Annotated in this window: 14 protein-coding genes; 8 read left to right on the top strand and 6 right to left on the bottom strand. The window is 73.8% G+C overall.

Annotated features, from left to right (window positions below; all coding sequences use genetic code 11):
* Window positions 1–59 precede the first annotated feature (59 nt).
* Together C6W10_RS28405 and C6W10_RS28400 are read left to right on the top strand one after the other, a co-directional pair.
* Entirely contained in the window at window positions 60–719 is a 660-nt protein-coding gene (locus C6W10_RS28405) for a response regulator transcription factor (RefSeq protein ID WP_107262082.1), read from the top strand.
* Window positions 719–1,855: a HAMP domain-containing sensor histidine kinase gene (locus tag C6W10_RS28400; protein WP_107262080.1), complete on the top strand. Its 1,137-nt coding sequence runs from the start codon at window positions 719–721 to the stop codon at window positions 1,853–1,855. The genes C6W10_RS28405 and C6W10_RS28400 overlap by 1 nt, the downstream gene beginning before the upstream one ends.
* A gap of 42 nt (window positions 1,856–1,897) precedes the next feature.
* Here the strand turns inward: C6W10_RS28400 and C6W10_RS28395 are convergent, their stop codons facing one another.
* Window positions 1,898–3,106, bottom strand: coding sequence for a radical SAM protein (locus tag C6W10_RS28395; RefSeq protein WP_107262078.1), 1,209 nt, complete (start codon window positions 3,104–3,106; stop codon window positions 1,898–1,900).
* A 253-nt stretch (window positions 3,107–3,359) separates the two neighbouring features.
* Between C6W10_RS28395 and C6W10_RS28390 the strand changes: the two genes are divergently transcribed.
* Entirely contained in the window at window positions 3,360–4,871 is a 1,512-nt protein-coding gene (locus tag C6W10_RS28390; protein WP_107262076.1) for a C40 family peptidase, read from the top strand.
* A 1,062-nt stretch (window positions 4,872–5,933) separates the two neighbouring features.
* Here C6W10_RS28390 and C6W10_RS28385 read toward each other — a convergent pair.
* Together C6W10_RS28385 and C6W10_RS28380 are read right to left on the bottom strand one after the other, a co-directional pair.
* Entirely contained in the window at window positions 5,934–6,146 is a 213-nt protein-coding gene (locus C6W10_RS28385) for a hypothetical protein (protein WP_159104793.1), read from the bottom strand.
* 447 nt (window positions 6,147–6,593) lie between these two features.
* Window positions 6,594–7,100 carry a PE family protein gene (locus tag C6W10_RS28380; RefSeq protein ID WP_107262072.1) on the bottom strand — a complete coding sequence of 169 codons (507 nt, stop codon included), beginning with the start codon at window positions 7,098–7,100 and terminating at the stop codon, window positions 6,594–6,596.
* Between the two features lie 4 nt (window positions 7,101–7,104).
* Here C6W10_RS28380 and C6W10_RS28375 point away from each other — a divergent pair, with 4 nt between their 5' ends.
* The 3 genes from C6W10_RS28375 to C6W10_RS28365 all read left to right on the top strand — a co-directional run bounded on the left by C6W10_RS28375 (window position 7,105) and on the right by C6W10_RS28365 (window position 10,619).
* On the top strand, window positions 7,105–7,578 hold the full coding sequence (locus C6W10_RS28375; protein ID WP_107262070.1) for a hypothetical protein: 474 nt from the start codon (window positions 7,105–7,107) through the stop codon (window positions 7,576–7,578).
* Window positions 7,579–7,819: 241 nt separating this feature from the next.
* On the top strand, window positions 7,820–9,856 hold the full coding sequence (locus C6W10_RS28370; RefSeq protein ID WP_369937104.1) for a DEAD/DEAH box helicase: 2,037 nt from the start codon (window positions 7,820–7,822) through the stop codon (window positions 9,854–9,856).
* A gap of 142 nt (window positions 9,857–9,998) precedes the next feature.
* Window positions 9,999–10,619 (top strand): putative glycolipid-binding domain-containing protein, encoded by a 621-nt coding sequence (locus C6W10_RS28365; protein ID WP_234361463.1) that lies wholly within the window; start codon window positions 9,999–10,001, stop codon window positions 10,617–10,619.
* 21 nt (window positions 10,620–10,640) lie between these two features.
* On the opposite strand, the gene C6W10_RS28360 is transcribed toward C6W10_RS28365, so the two are convergent.
* Together C6W10_RS28360 and C6W10_RS28355 are read right to left on the bottom strand one after the other, a co-directional pair.
* Window positions 10,641–11,732: a PLP-dependent cysteine synthase family protein gene (locus C6W10_RS28360; RefSeq protein WP_107262068.1), complete on the bottom strand. Its 1,092-nt coding sequence runs from the start codon at window positions 11,730–11,732 to the stop codon at window positions 10,641–10,643.
* A gap of 39 nt (window positions 11,733–11,771) precedes the next feature.
* Window positions 11,772–12,224, bottom strand: coding sequence for an Lrp/AsnC family transcriptional regulator (locus tag C6W10_RS28355; RefSeq protein ID WP_107262066.1), 453 nt, complete (start codon window positions 12,222–12,224; stop codon window positions 11,772–11,774).
* 245 nt (window positions 12,225–12,469) lie between these two features.
* Between C6W10_RS28355 and C6W10_RS28350 the strand changes: the two genes are divergently transcribed.
* Window positions 12,470–12,751, top strand: coding sequence for a BldC family transcriptional regulator (locus C6W10_RS28350; protein ID WP_107262064.1), 282 nt, complete (start codon window positions 12,470–12,472; stop codon window positions 12,749–12,751).
* A gap of 74 nt (window positions 12,752–12,825) precedes the next feature.
* On the opposite strand, the gene C6W10_RS28345 is transcribed toward C6W10_RS28350, so the two are convergent.
* Window positions 12,826–13,455 (bottom strand): UbiX family flavin prenyltransferase, encoded by a 630-nt coding sequence (locus C6W10_RS28345; RefSeq protein ID WP_107262062.1) that lies wholly within the window; start codon window positions 13,453–13,455, stop codon window positions 12,826–12,828.
* A 193-nt stretch (window positions 13,456–13,648) separates the two neighbouring features.
* Here C6W10_RS28345 and C6W10_RS28340 point away from each other — a divergent pair, with 193 nt between their 5' ends.
* Window positions 13,649–14,965 carry a terpene synthase family protein gene (locus C6W10_RS28340; protein WP_107262060.1) on the top strand — a complete coding sequence of 439 codons (1,317 nt, stop codon included), beginning with the start codon at window positions 13,649–13,651 and terminating at the stop codon, window positions 14,963–14,965.
* Window positions 14,966–14,990: the final 25 nt, after the last annotated feature.

The raw sequence follows: 14,990 nt of genomic DNA, 5'->3' as shown, positions 1-14,990 counted from the left end.
ACAGAGGATGCGGAAAATTCTTGAGGTCGTCTTTAACCCGGACGGCGTTTACTCGTGGCATGCGGGTTCTGGTTGCCGAGGACGACGAGATACTGGCCGACGCGATCGCCCGGGGGCTGCGGCAGCACGCGATGAGTGTCGACGTGGCCCTGGACGGGGCGCAGGCGCTGGAGCGGGCCGGCAGTACCCGGTACGACGTGGTGGTCCTGGACCGGGACCTGCCCGAGGTGCTCGGCGACGAGGTGTGCCGGCGGCTGGTGCACGACGGCGGACAGCACGCCCGGATCCTGATGCTCACCGGCGCGTCGACGCTGCGCGACCGGGTCGAGGGGCTGAACCTCGGCGCCGACGACTACCTGCCGAAGCCGTTCGCCTTCGCCGAACTGGTCGCCCGGGTGCACGCGTTGCTCCGCCGGGTCGCACCGGCCCGGCCGCCGGTGATCGAGCGGGCCGGCATCCGGCTCGACCCGGCGCAGCGGGTGGTGACCCGGGACTCCCGGTACGTCCGGCTGGCCCCGAAGGAGTTCGCGGTGCTGCACGTCCTGCTCTCCGCCGAGGGGGCGGTGGTCAGCGCCGAGGAGCTGCTGGAGCGGGCCTGGGACGAGAACGCGGACCCGTTCACCAACACCATGCGGACCACCATCGGCACGCTGCGCAAGAAGCTGGGCCAGCCCGGGGTGATCGACACCGTGGTCGGCGCCGGCTACCGGATCCCGTGATGCGGCTCACCGTGCGGGCCCGGCTCACGCTGCTCTACGCCACCCTCTTCGCGCTCTCCGGTGCGGCGGTCGCCACGCTGATCATCACCCTCACCTTCGCCCCGTCGTCGCAGAGTCAACCCCCGCCGAAAGCCGTGGAGCTGCGGAAGAACGTGACGCCGCCACCGGCGAAGCTCACCGCCACGATCGCCGAGCTGGACCGGTCGGACGGGCTGCTCCAGGCCAAGGAGGCGGCCCGCCGGGAGCTGCGGGAGCGGCTGATCCGCAACTCCGCGCTCACCATCGGGGTGATGACGCTCGCCTCCGCCGGGCTCGGCTGGCTGATGGCCGGTCGGGTGCTCCGGCCCGTACACCTGGTTTCCGGCGCGGCCCGCCGGCTCTCCCAACGCAACCTCGACCAGCGGATCCCGGTCTCCGGCCCGCACGACGAACTGCGCGAACTCGCCGAGACCTTCAACGGCATGCTGGACCGGCTGGAGACGGCGTTCGAGGCACAACGCCGGTTCGCCGCGAACGCCTCGCACGAGCTGCGCGCCCCGATGACCACCTCACGCACGCTCGTCGAGGTCGCCGCGGCGACACCGGGCGCCAGCCCGGACCTGGCGGCGCTGGCCGGTCAACTGAGCACGGTGCTGGACCGGCAGGACCGGATCGTCACCGGACTGCTCGCGCTGGCCCGCAGCGAGCACGGCACCGGCACCCTCTGCCCGGTCCGGCTGGACCGGCTGGCCCGGGAGGCGCTCGACCGGCGCGCGGCCGAGCTGGCGGAGCGGTCGATCGGGGTACGGGCCGAACTCTCCCCGAGCAGCGTCCCGGCCGACCCGACCCTGCTGGAGCTGCTGGTCGACAACCTGGTCCGCAACGCGGTCCGGCACAACCACCTCGGGGGTACGGTCTGGATCCGCACCGACGGGCCGACGATCGTGGTCGAGAACACCGGTGAGCAGGTCGACGCCGAGCGGCTGCGCGAGCTGGTCGAGCCGTTCCGGCGGGGCCGGCAGGACCGGGTGTACGGCAGCGGCGGCGCCGGCCTAGGACTGGCCATAGTGGACGCGGTGACCCGCGCGCACGGCGGCACCTTCACCCTGACGCCCCGCCCCGGCGGCGGCGTACGGGCCGAACTGACCCTCGGCTGAACCGTTCCCGATCCAGCCGAACCGTTCCCGAATTGAGTCGGCTCAGGCCCAGACCTGCTGCGGCTCGGCCCGACGCTCGGCCAGGCTCGGCGGAGCGTCGTACTCGCGCAGCACCGCGTACCGGCTGTCCCGTTCGACCGGACGGAAGTCGGCGTCCCAGACGAGCTGGAGCAGCTCCTCCCGGGAGAGCGCGGCGGGCGTACCGGCGGAATCGGTGCCGTGGCCGGCCCGGTCTCCGGCCGCCGCGCCGGCCAGGTCGTCCACCCCGAAGTTCAGCGCGAGCTGCGCCACCGACCGCCCCTGGGTGGCCCAGCAGCAGCCGAGGTGCGGCACGTTGTCGAGGAGCAGCCGGGAGACCGCGAAGGTCTTCAGCGACTCGGCCGGCGACGCCGTCTCGGTCGGCTGCCGCGCCTCGATCGGCTGCGGGGTTCCGGTCGGCTGCCCCGACCCGTGCCCGCCGCCGCCGGCCGCCGCGACCGCGAGGTCGTGCTCGTAGCGCAGCGGCAGGAAGCTGGTGAAGCCGACGGTCTCGTCCTGTAGCTCACGCAGCCGCAGCACGTGGTCCACCCGGTGCCGAGCTTCCTCGACGTGACCGAACCGCATCGTCGCCGGGGTGCCGATCCCCTTGGCGTGGGCGAGCCGGTGGATCCGGGACCAGTCCTCCCAGGAGCAGTCGTCGAGGCCGAGCCTCCGGCGTACCTCGGGGTCGAAGATCTCGGCCCCGCCGCCGCTCAGCGACGTCAGCCCGGCGGCGACGAGTTCGTCGAGGATCTCGTCGGCGGGCAGGCCGGTGGTCTTCTCCAGCCAGTGCAGCTCGGTCGCGGCGAACCCGGTCAGCCGGACGTCCGGCAGCGCCGCCGTCAGCGCGCGCAGCAGCTCCGGGTAGTGCCGCCACGGCAGCGCCGGGTGCAGCGGGTTGACCAGATCCAGCTGGGTGAGCCCGTCGACGGCCAGCTCGGTGGCGTGCCGTACGGCCTCCTCGACCGGCATCGGGGCGGCGCCCTCTGCGCCCCGCCCGGAGCCGAAGGCGCAGTACGCGCAGCCGGCCGCGCAGAAGTCGGTCAGCCGCAGTTGCCGGTTGACGACGAACAGCACCCGGTCGTCCGCATTCGTACCGGTACGCCGGTGATGCGCCAGCCGGCCGAGCCAGACCAGGTCGTCGCTGGCGTACAGCGCCGTACCGTCGGCGCGGCTGAGCCGAACTCCGGCGTAGACCTTCTCTTCCAGCTCACGCTTGTGTCCGGCGTCCATCGCAGCACGTCCCTCCAGGCACGATCCCCGCACGAGCCTACGTGGAGTGCCCGGACCGCCGGCCGAGGCGGTCGGCGACAGCGACCTGGTTCACGGATCCAGGTACCCTTAACCAGCTTCTCAGCGTCTCGTTACCCGCCGTCGGATCGACATCCCCGGCACATTGAGGTAAGACAAAGTGGGACGCGACACACCACGTATGGCGATACCACAGCCGCGCCGGGCGCGCTGCTGTGCACGGGACGGGAGCGGCATGGCCAGCAGCAGGCGCGGACGACCGGACCGGACACCCCACGCGGTTTCGCCGGTGTTACGGCCGCTGGTCTGGTCGGCCCTGGTCGGCGCGATCGTGGCGGGCGCGATGGCGACCCCGGTCTACGCCGACCCACCGCTGCCGAACTCGGTCCCGGACGCCGGAGTACGCCCACAGCCGGTCGGGGCGCCCAACGTGCCCACCGGCACCGGCGTGCCGACGACGCCGTCCTATCCGCTGCCGCCGAGCGTGAACGGTCCGCTGGCGAGCCAGATCATGGCGCTGGAGGTCGAGGTCGCCCAGCTCGGCGACCAACTGCTGCAACTGCGGCAGGAGCGGGACACGGCCACCACCGAGATGACCACCGCCGACGGCCTACGCCAGAAGGCCCGGCTGGAGCTGGCCAACGCCCGTACGGCGGCCGACAACGCGGCGGCGGGTGCCCTGAAGGACGCCGCCGGGCTGCCGCCGGGTGCGTTCGGTTCCGACCTGCACGGGCTGGACCTGCTCGGCCGGATCCAGCGCGGTGAGCAGCGTGCCGGTGACACCGAACTGGCCGCCGGTGAGGTGGCCCGGGCCCAGCAGGCCGAGCGGCAGGCGGAGGCGGCCTACCAGGCGGCGTCCGGCACCTACCAGCAGAAGGTCGCCGCCTTCACCGCGGCGGACACCCGGTACAAGAGCCGCTCCGCCGCCCTGGTGAAGCTCAAGCGGGACAACGCGGACCAGCTCAAGGCGATCGAGCGGGCCCGGGAGGCCGCCGAGCAGCGCATCGGCGCGACGATCGGCAGCGACAGCGTCGCCGGGATGATGGCGCACCCCAAGGCGCGGGCCGCGATGCGTTACGCGCTCGCCCAGCGGGGCGACCCCTACCTGTGGGGCGCCGAGGGTCCGGACCGGTTCGACTGCTCCGGCCTGATGCTCGCCTCCTATCTCTCGGTCGGCAAGCGGATCCCCCGGGTCTCGCGCGACCAGTACAACGGCACCCGCAACCAGAGCGTGGCCCGGGAGGCCCTGCTCCCCGGCGACCTGATCTTCTTCGCCTCCGGCAGTAGCTGGACCAGCATCCACCACGTCGGCATGTACATCGGTGGCGGCAAGATGGTGCACTCGCCGACCACCGGCGACGTGGTCAAGGTCTCCACCGTCTGGTGGTCGCGGTTCTACGCCGCGACCCGGATCTTCCCGGCGGTGCCGGCGCCGAACGCGACCACCCCACCGCCGACCACCCGGCCGCCCACGCCGCCGCCGCCGACCACCCCGCCACCGACCACCCCACCGCCGACCACTCCGCCGCCGAGCACCACGCCGACGACGCCGCCGGCCACTCCGCCCACCAGCACGCCGACCACGCCCCCGGCGACTCCGCCGGTGACGCCGGCACCCCCGAACCCGCCGGCGGCCACCAGGACGCCGACGCCGCCGGTCACCAGCTCGGCCGCCGAGCCGAGCGACGGTACGCCCAGTGCCAGCGGGTCGGCTCCGGCTGCGGACGGTAGCCCCGACAGCGACTGAGGGTGCCGGTACCCGGCCGGCTGTGCGCCCGTGCTGAGATATGGCACGGTGAGGGTTGACGTACTTCCGACCCGGCCTACCGGCCCGGGTGTGGGCGCGGGAGGCAACAATGGACGAATCGCTGGTCAGACCGGCTACCGGGGAGGCGCGCCCGGACTCTGACGGTCGGACTGCGGCCACCGGGTCCGGGGCGGAGGGCGTGGACGGGAGCGAACTCTCTCCGCTGCCGCCGCCACCGCCGGTCGGTACCGCGTTGCCGGAACCGTCGGCCGAGGAGGAGCTTTCCGAGCCGTACCAGCCGCCTCCGCCGCCCGCCGCCGGAGCACTCTGGGCGGACCCGCCGCAGGACCTGCCGGCAGACCCGCCCGCTGACGAGCCACCGGGTTCCACCGATTCGCCCTCGGCCCCGGATGCTTCCAGCCCGGTCCCGGACGTCGATCCGGCGGAGACCGGACCGGAGTCGCTCGCCGGCCCGAACGCCAGGACGAGCACCGACGCCCCGTCCGACCACAGCGACACCGCGTCCGACCACACCAACACCGCGTCCGACCACACCGACACCGACGCCGGGACAGATCCGGACGCCGCCGAACCGGATGCCGGAGCCGGACCCGTGTCTACGCCCAGCGCCGGACCCTCGGACAGCTCTGAGCGGGCAGTCAGCCCTGAGCCAGCAGCCGACCCTGAGCCGGCAGCCACCGCTGAGCCGACAGCCAGTCCTGAGCCGGCAGCCGACCGTGAACCGGGAGCCAGCCCTGAGCCGACAGCCACCGCTGAAGGACCTGAGCCGGCAACCACCGCTGAAGGAGCAGTCGGCGCTGGAGGAGCAGCCACGGCTGAAGGGGCAGTCGGCGCTGAGTCGCCGGACAGCCCCGCGGCCGGCGCCGGCAGTGGTGCGGAGATCGTCGATGTGGCCGCGTCGGAGCCGGCCGGCGCGCCGGAGCCGGCCGGGGAGAGCGTCGCGGCCGAGCCGGTACGCGGCCGAGCCGTGAGTACCGCGGTCACCACCCCCACCGCGGCGGAGATCGCTGCGATGCCCGCCGCCTCCTCGGGGAGCCGCACCTACCGGGCCGGTGAACTCGCCACCCCCGCCACCCCGGCGGCCACCACGCCGGCACCCGCGTCCGCGACCGCCGCCTCCGCACCGGCCGCCGCTTCTCGGGCACCCGTGCCGACCCCGGCGCCCCCGGGAACGCCGGTCCCGCCGTTGCAGCGGCGGCGTCCGCAGACTCCGGCGCTCGATTCCCCGTGGTCGGCGTTCGCCAATGCCGTCAAGCCCTCGTCGTCCCCGCCGAGTGGACCGTCCGGCCAGGCGTCGGTCGGCTCGGCGTCCGTCCCTCCCGTCGGCTCGGCCTCCGTCCCTCCCGTCGGGTCGGCGTCCGTCTCACCCGTCGGGTCGGCGTCCGTCTCGCCAGCCGCCGCCGGCCTGTCCGGGTCGGCCCCGGTCGAGCCGGCAGGTCAGCCCCGGGAGCGGCCCGGAGCGGTGCACTTCACCGCCCCGCCGGCAGCCGGCCTGTCAGCACCGTCGGCCGCCCCCGGCCAGTCGTCCCGGGACGTCGGGTCACCCGCTGGCGGCACCCCGTCGTACACGGTGCCGCCGCAGCGCAGCGCCACCCGGGGCCGGGCCGGCACCACCCGGGCCAGTGCCTCGGTACCGGGACTGTCTCCGGTACTGCCGAACGAGGCCGCAGCCGTGGCCTCGGTACCGGGGGTGGCGAAGGTCTACCGGAGTACCGAGCCGGATCCGGCCAGCCCGTCGTCGCCGTCCCGTCCTCCGGAGCCGACCGGCCCACCCGAACCGGCCCACCCGCCGACGCCACCGGCACCCGAACCGCCAGGCCCGGGCCCGGCCCCCACCCCGTTCCCCGCACCGGCACCTCCGGCGCCCAGCCCGGAACCCGAGCCGGCCCCGTCGCCGTACCCGCCGACACCGCCCAGGCCCGCTCCGGCACCGCCCCGCCCGAACCCGGTACCGCCGGGACCGAGTCCGGTACCGCCGGGACCCAGCCCGTACCCGCCGACGCCGCCCGGGCCGGTGCCGCCGGGCCCCGGGCCGTACCCGCCGAACCCGGGTCCGCTGCCGTACCCGCCGACTTCGGCGGCAGCCTCGGTGGGGTACCCGCCGATGCCGGTCTCCGGCGGGCCGGGCGGCCGGCCGGTCGAGCCCTCGCCCCCGGCCCCGCTGGTGGTTCCGGCGCCCGCCCTGCCGAGCTGGCCACCACCGACCAACCCGATGTCCTCGGCGAACTCGGTCAGCGGTGGTGCTCCGGGCTACTCACTGCCCACCGCCGACCCGGGCCCCGCCGTCGCCGCCGAACCGGTCGCCCCGCCGTCGACCGCTGGCCGCCCCCCGGGTACCGGCCCGGCCTCGCCGCTCCCGTCGGGCACCGGCCCGACGACGACGCCGCACTCGCCGGGCTATCGGGACTGGGCGCGGGACCAGCGGGCCGAGGGCACCGTGTACGGCGGCCCCGAGGGGCACGTCACCGTCTCGATGCCCACCAACCAGGTCGAGAACTCGGGCTCGCTGACCGGGCACATCCTGGCCCAGGGCTGGACGGACACCCCGGCGCAGAAGACGAACACCACCAGGGTGGTGCTGGTACTGATGATCGGGCTCGGCATCCTGGTGGCGGTCGGGCTGCTGGTGGTGCTCCTGGTCGGGGACGCCTTCAGCAGCCTCTTCGACGGTCTGCTGAGCAGCTGACGCCAGCGCCCGGCGGGTGCCGGGCCGGTGGTCGCGGGTGGTGAGCCTGCCCACTGGCGTGCGCGGCGAGGTGGCGGTCACGGCTGGTCCCCGTACACTTGGGTGGATTGTTGACCTGGCGCGTGCCACGCGCCTCTGGGCGATCTTGCGGGCGAATCGGCGGCGACCTCTGTCGCGGCGGGCCATCGCGAAGATGCGCCCCGCTTGAGAGGTATCCTTGACGACCTTTGCTGATCCCAGCATGTTTCCGTCCGTATTCGACGCGCAATCCGGTCCCCTTTCCACCGGGGCTGCCGCGTCTGCTGAGCAAGAAGTTCTGACTGTGCCGGCTGTTGCCGACGCACGCGGCGATTCCGTCGACACGGTGACCGCCGACGATTCCGGCACGCTCGCGCCCGCCGACGATTCCGGCAGGCTCTCGACCGCCGACGATTCCGGCACGTTCGCCGAAGCCTCCCCGGACGCGATTGCCGCGCCCGACGACACCATTTCCGAACCGGTCGATTCGGAGCCCGCCGGGTCGGAGAACACCGGGCCGCAGGCCGCCGCGCCGACGACCGTGGAGCCTGAGGCCGTGGAGCCTCAGGCAGTCGAGGCCGGAGCCGTCGAGCCTGAGGCCGTCGAGCCCGAGGGCGCCGTCTCGGCGCCGGTGGACTTCGCCGCCCTCGGGCTGCCCCGGCAGCTCGTCCGGGCACTGCACCGGGAGGGCATCGACACCCCGTTCGAGATCCAGCGGGCCACCGTGCCGGACGCGCTCGCCGGCCGGGACGTACTCGGCCGGGGCCAGACCGGCTCCGGCAAGACGCTGGCGTTCGGGCTGCCGCTGCTGGCCCGGATGGCGGCCGGCCCGCGCGCCCGGGCGCACCACCCGAGGGCGCTGATCCTGGTGCCGACCCGGGAACTCGCGATGCAGGTCAACGACGCGCTCATGCCGCTCGGCCGGGCGCTCGGGGTGTTCCTCAAGACCGCCGTCGGCGGTGTGCCGTACGACCGCCAGATCGACTCGCTGCGCCGTGGCGTGGAGATCGTGGTGGCCACCCCGGGCCGGCTCGCCGACCTGATCGACCGGGGGGTCTGCCGCCTCGACGACATCGAGGTGACGGTGCTGGACGAGGCCGACCAGATGGCCGACATGGGTTTCCTGCCCGACGTCACCGAGCTGCTCGCCAAGACGCCGGGGAATGCCCAGCGGCTGCTCTTCTCCGCCACTCTGGACAACGACGTCGACGCGCTCGTCAAGCGGTTCATGACCGATCCGGTCACCCACTCGACGGCACCGCCGACCGCCGCCGTGTCCACTATGGACCACCACATGCTGCTGATTCCGCCGCACGACAAGTTCGCGGTGGCGGCCTCGATCGCCGCCCGGCAGGGTCGCACCATGATGTTCGCCCGGACCCAGATGGGCGTCGACCGGCTGGTCGAGCAGTTCGCGGCGGTCGGCGTACGGGCGGGTGCGCTGCACGGCGGCAAGACCCAGCGGGTACGCACCCGCACGCTCGCCGAGTTCAAGGAGGGCCGGACGAACGTGCTGGTCGCCACCGACGTGGCGGCCCGGGGCATCCACGTCGACGGCGTCTCGCTGGTGGTGCACGTGGACCCGCCGAAGGACCCGAAGGACTACCTGCACCGGGCCGGTCGTACGGCTCGGGCCGGTGAGTCCGGTGCGGTCGCCACGCTGGTACTGCCGAAGCAGCGCCGCTCCACCCTGGCGATGTTGCAGAAGGCCGGTGTGGAGCCGGAGCAGACCCGGGTACGTTCCGGCGACCCCGCGCTGGCCGAGGTGACCGGTGCCCGGGAGCCGAGTGGCGTACCGGTGGTCGAGGAGGCTCCGGCGGCGCGCCGCGCGGCCGGCGCCCGCCCGGACCGCCGGTACGGCGACCGTCCCCGGACCGACCGCCGCTACGGTGACCGTCCCCGGGACGAGCGCCGGCACGGCGACGGCCCGCAGGGTGAGCGCCGCTACGGCGACCGCTTCCAGGGCGAGCGTCGTTTCGGTGACCGGCCGCAGGGCGAGCGCCGTTTCGGTGACCGCCGGTTCGGTGACGGCGGCGCCGCGCCGCAGGGCGGCCGTGCGGAGCGGGGCGGCGAGTGGCGCTCCGGCGGGCGGCAGGGCGGCTTCCGGCACGAGGGCCGGCCGCACACCGACCGGCCGGCCTGGGACCGGTCCCGGGACGAGCGTCCGCGTGACGACCGGCCCGCCGGGGACCGGCCCGACGACCGGCGGGGCCGCCGCGACCACCGGTTCGACGGCCGCCGCCCCACCCCGACCCGCTGACCGCCGACCGCTGCCACGAGCCTGACCAGGGCCGACGTCGTAGCACGGCGCGGACCTGGTCGGGTTGGGCGGCCTCGGCCGGCGGAGGGTGATTCGCCCGGTCGGACCTGTCGGTCGGCGTGCGGCGGTAACGTCCATGGGCATGTCGACCATGCCGAAGTCGTTGTTCTGGAGCCGCACGGATGTTCCCGGTGCGGATCACGCCCTCGCCGCCGACGGCCGTGGGCTGACCGCCCGGGGCACCGCACTCGCCGTCGACCCGATCCCCTTCACCTGCCGCTACCAGCTCCGCACCGACGAACGCTGGGCGGTGGAGGGGCTGGAGGTGAGCTGCGAGGGCGCCGGCTGGCTGCGTACCCTGCGGTTGGAGCGGGCCGCCGGCCGCTGGCGGGCGACAACGGCCGAGCAGGGTGACCTGGACGCCGCGCTGGCCGCCGCCGGCCAGCCGGGCGCCGGGCTGCCCGGCACCGAGGAGCCGGAGCGGCTCGCCGACGCGGTCGACGTCGACCTGAGCGCCTCACCGCTGTTCAACACCCTTCCGGTACGCCGCCTCGGGCTGCACGACGCCGCCCCGGGCAGCTCGCACCGGATCGTCGTGGTCTGGGTGCTGGTGCCCAGCCTCCAGGTGGTGCCGGCGGAGCAGACCTACACGGTGCTGGAGGAGGGCAACGTCCGGTTCAGCAGCGGCGACTTCACCGCCGACCTGGCCCTGGACGCCGACGGCTACCTGCTGCACTATCCCGGGCTGGCGCACCAGCACTGACCCGCGCCCGCCGTACGCCCGTCATCCGGACCACTCGCCGGTCACCAGGAAGCGTTCGACTGTGGAGCGGTACGGCGCCAGGTCGAGGCCACGGCCGGCCACCCACTCGTCGGAGTAGTACGTGTCGGTGTAGCGCTCGCCGCCGTCACAGAGCAGCGTCACCACCGATCCACGCCGGCCGGCGGCCCGCATCTGGGCGATCAGGCCGAACGCGCCCCACAGGTTGGTGCCGGTCGACCCGCCGACCCGGCGGCCGAGCACCGTCGACGCGACGCGCATGGCGGCCAGCGAGGCGGCGTCCGGCACCCGGACCATCCGGTCGACGACGCTCGGCTGGAAGGACGCCTCGACCCGTTGCCGGCCGATCCCCTCGATCCGGGATCCGGTGCCGGTGGTGACGGACCAGTCGGCCGAGGTCCACGCGGGATAGAAGGCGGAGTTCTCCGGGTCGACGACGCAGAGCCGGCTCGGCAGCCGCCGGTAGCGCAGGTAGCGCCCGATCGTCGCGCTGGTGCCGCCGGTGCCGGCGCCGACCACGATCCAGTCCGGAACGGGGTGCCGTTCCAGGGCGAGCTGCGCGTAGATCGACTCGGCGATGTTGTTGTTGCCCCGCCAGTCGGTGGCGCGTTCGGCGTACGTGAACTGGTCCATGAAGTGCCCGCCGAGGTCCTCGGCGAGCCAGCGGGCCTCGACCACGACGGCGGCCGGATCGTCCACCAGATGGCACTTGCCGCCCTGGAACTCGATCAGCGCGATCTTCTCCGGCGAGGTGCTGGCCGGCATCACGGCGATGAACTGCACCCCGAGCATGCGGGCGAAGTACGCCTCGGAGACGGCGGTCGAGCCCGACGACGCCTCCACAATGGTGGTGCGCGGCCCGATCCAGCCGTTGCAGAGCCCGTAGAGGAAGAGCGACCGGGCCAGCCGGTGCTTCAGCGACCCGGTCGGGTGCACCGACTCGTCCTTGAGATAGAGGTCGATCCCCCAGTCGCGGGGCAGCGGGAAGCAGAGCAGGTGGGTGTCGGCGGACCGGTTCGCGTCCGCCTCCACCGCCGCGATCGCCTCGGTGACCCAGGCGCGTTCGGCGTCGTCGCACCGGTCGAGCTGTTCCATGACCAGGAACGTAGCAAGTCGTCCTCGGGGCCGGCCGGGTCAGGACGGGGGCAGCGGCTGGGGACGGTTCTCCCATTTCGTCGAGAGTGCGACGGCCGTCCGGGTCGAGGCGACTCCGGCGGTCCGGTTCAACCGCAGGATGAGCTGTTCCAACTCGGCAATTGTGCCAACTCGCGCCTTGAGCAGGAACGATTCCACCCCGGCCATGAAGTAACAGGATTCGATTTCCGGCATGCCCCGGATCGCCTCCAGTACGTCGTCGGTGTCGCCGCCGGAGTCCTGCACGATGCCGATCAGCGCGGTGACGCCGAGCCCGATCGCCTCCGGCTCGACGTCCGCGCGGTAGCCCCGGATGACTCCGCCCGCCTCCAGCTTGCCCACCCGCTCGTGCACGGCCGGTGCGGAGAGGCCGACCTGTCGGGCCAGTTCGGCGTAGGAAAGGCGGGCATTGCCGCGCAGCAGCTCGACGAGGCTCAGGTCGATCGCGTCCACGATCTGAGACCCTAGTCCGGGTGGGAACGGGCTCCCGAGGCGGGCAGCATTGTTGCTGACATAGCGCTTAAATGCCGTAAATCGTCCGGCCTAACCTCACACACAGTACGTTTTCGCGTTTGCCGGACACGACACTCCGGCGGTGTTGTAATTGCCGTACGTCCCTTAAACGAAGGCTCTGGCAAGCATGTGTTCTGGGGGCGGTCCTACCAGTCCGGGGGCTTCGTAGACGCGAGGAGGGGGCTGTGGACACTGGAGATCGTCTGCTGACACCGGGCGAGGTGGCAGCGCTCTTCCGCGTCGATCCGAAGACCGTCACACGCTGGGCCGCGGCCGGGCGTATCGGCAGCATCCGAACACCGGGCGGACATCGCCGCTTCCGCGAGTCGGAGGTACGCGCGCTGCTCGAGGGTGAGGGCATGCTCGACGAGGTGGACGAGGGCATCGCGAACCGGCCCCGCAACGCCGGACCCGCCACCCCGAGTGGCCCCGGCCCGACCGGCGCCGGAAACGTCGGCCTGCACTGACCCAGCACTGATCCGCACGGACCCCGGCGCGATCCCGCGCCGGTTCCGGTGGGTACGGGCCGGTCCGGGACGGTTCAGTCCCGGTCGGCCCCCAGCTCGCCGGACCAGCGTCGGAACAGGGAGTGCGGCACGCCGAGCGCGTCGAGCACCTTTCCCGCCACGAAGTCGACGAGCTGCCGGGCGGAGGCGGCGGCCCCGGCACCGTAGAAGCCGGGGCTGGCCGGCAGGACCACCGCTCCGGCATCGTGCAGGGTGATCAGGTGCTCCAGGTGGCTCCGGGTGACCGGGGTCTCCCGGGGCACCACCACCACCGGCCGGTGCTCCTTGAGGTTCACCTCGGCGGCCCGTTGCAGCAGGTCCTTGGAGAGGCCGATCGCGATCCCGGCGCATGCCGCCGTACTCGCCGGCACCACCACCATGCCCCGGGTCGGGTACGACCCGCTGCTCGGCCCGGCCGCGAGATCCCCGGCCGGCCAGTACGCCACGTCGGTGTCGGCCAGGTCCCGGCCGAGCCAGGCGGCGAGGTCGTCCTTCCAGTGCGCGTCCCGGAAGGGGCGGCCGGTCTCGTCCAGGATCGTCAACCGGGCCGCCCGGGAGACGACCAGGTCCACCGGCTCACCCGCGTCGAAGAGCCCGCCGAGCACGGCGGCCGGATACGGCGTACCCGATGCTCCGGAGACGCCGACCACCCACGGCCTTCTCATGCCCACCAGCCTGCCGCAAGCTCCCGGGGCGGCGCCGACCGCCCCCGGCCGTGACCTGCCGGGGAGTCCGGCTGCGCGACCGGATCATCACCCACTGCGAAATAGGACGTACCCGACGGCGATCACAGACCGGCCCGAAACTGCAATGCTGCTCACGTTGTGCCCGAGCGGAGCGGGACGAAGGGGGCCGGGCATGTACGGGATCAGCTCGTGGGCGGCCGAGCTGAGGTGTCCGATACCGGCACGCCTCTGCCCACACGCCGACGCGGTGCAGGAGTGGCTGGTCGACTGGGCCGACCGGCTCGTCGGCCCGCTCGACGCGGCCGGCCGGGAGCGGTTCGCCCGCGGCCGTGTCGCCCGGTACGCCGGCCGGCTCTATCCGGGCGCCAGCGAGGCCGACCTGCGGGTCATCGCCGCGCTCTTCACCTGGTTCTTCCTGCTCGACGACGCCTGCGACGCCGCCCGGCGCCCCCGGCCGGCCGAGGTGGCCGCGCTCTGCGACGGGGTGCTGCGGCTGCTCCGGGCCGCGCCGGCACCGGCACCAGCGGCACCGGCCGCACCGCCAACGGCCGCAGCGGCAGCCCGGCAGGCACAGCCGGGACCACCGGTCGGCACCGGGCGGCCGGTGCCGACCACCGCCGGACCCGGGAACCCGGCGGTCGAGTGCGTGGGCAGGCCGAGCCGGGCGGGGCACCCGACCGTCCCGCAGCCCCGCCCGGCACAGCAGCCGACCGCCGCTCCGGGGCAACCCCGGCAGACCCGTCAGCAGCCGGCGACCGCCCCGCAGCCGCGCCCCGGGCAGCAGCCATCCACCCCGACACCCGCGGCCCGGGCCGCCAACCAGCCGGCGACCCGGCTGACCACCCCGGCACAGAGCCGGGCGGCGAACCGGCCGGCACCCCGCTCCGAGGCGTTCGACGGACCGCTCCGGCGGATGCTCGCCGACGCCTGGCAGGTCCCGAGCCACCGGATGCCGGCGGCCTGGCGGGACCGTTTCGTCGACGCGGTGGCGCACCACCTGGACGGCGTGGTCACCGAGGCGACCAACAAGGCGAACGGGCGGCTGCCCGGCGTCGCCGAGTACGTGCCGCTGCGCCGGGCGACCTCCGCCGCGTACGTCTCGTACGCCCTGATCGAGTTTGCCACCGGGCAACGGGTGCCGGACGCCGTCTACCACCACCCGGCGGTACGCGCCGTCGCCGACACCGCCAACGACCTGCTCTCCTGGTTCAACGACCTGCTGTCGCTGGAACGGGACGCGGCCACCTCCGGCGGGCACAACCTGGTGCTGGCGGTGGCCCGGGAGGAGGGGATTCCAGTCGAGGCGGCGATCGAGGCGGTCGTCCGGCGGTGGCAGCAGAGCATGCGGCACTTCGTCGAACTGCGCGCCGCCGTACCGTCGTTCGGCCCGGCGCTGGACGGGCCGCTGCGGCACTACCTGGACGGGCTGGCCAACTCGGTGCGCGGCACCATGGACTGGTCCCTGGAGAGCGGCCGCTACCGCTCCTAGCGCCCGGGTGTCGGACCGTTCGGGG

Origin of the sequence: Plantactinospora sp. BB1 (assembly GCF_003030385.1) — a bacterium.
Lineage (GTDB): Bacteria > Actinomycetota > Actinomycetes > Mycobacteriales > Micromonosporaceae > Plantactinospora.
The sequence above is the reverse complement of the archived record's forward strand: the minus strand, read 5'-3'. Positions and strand labels throughout refer to the sequence as shown.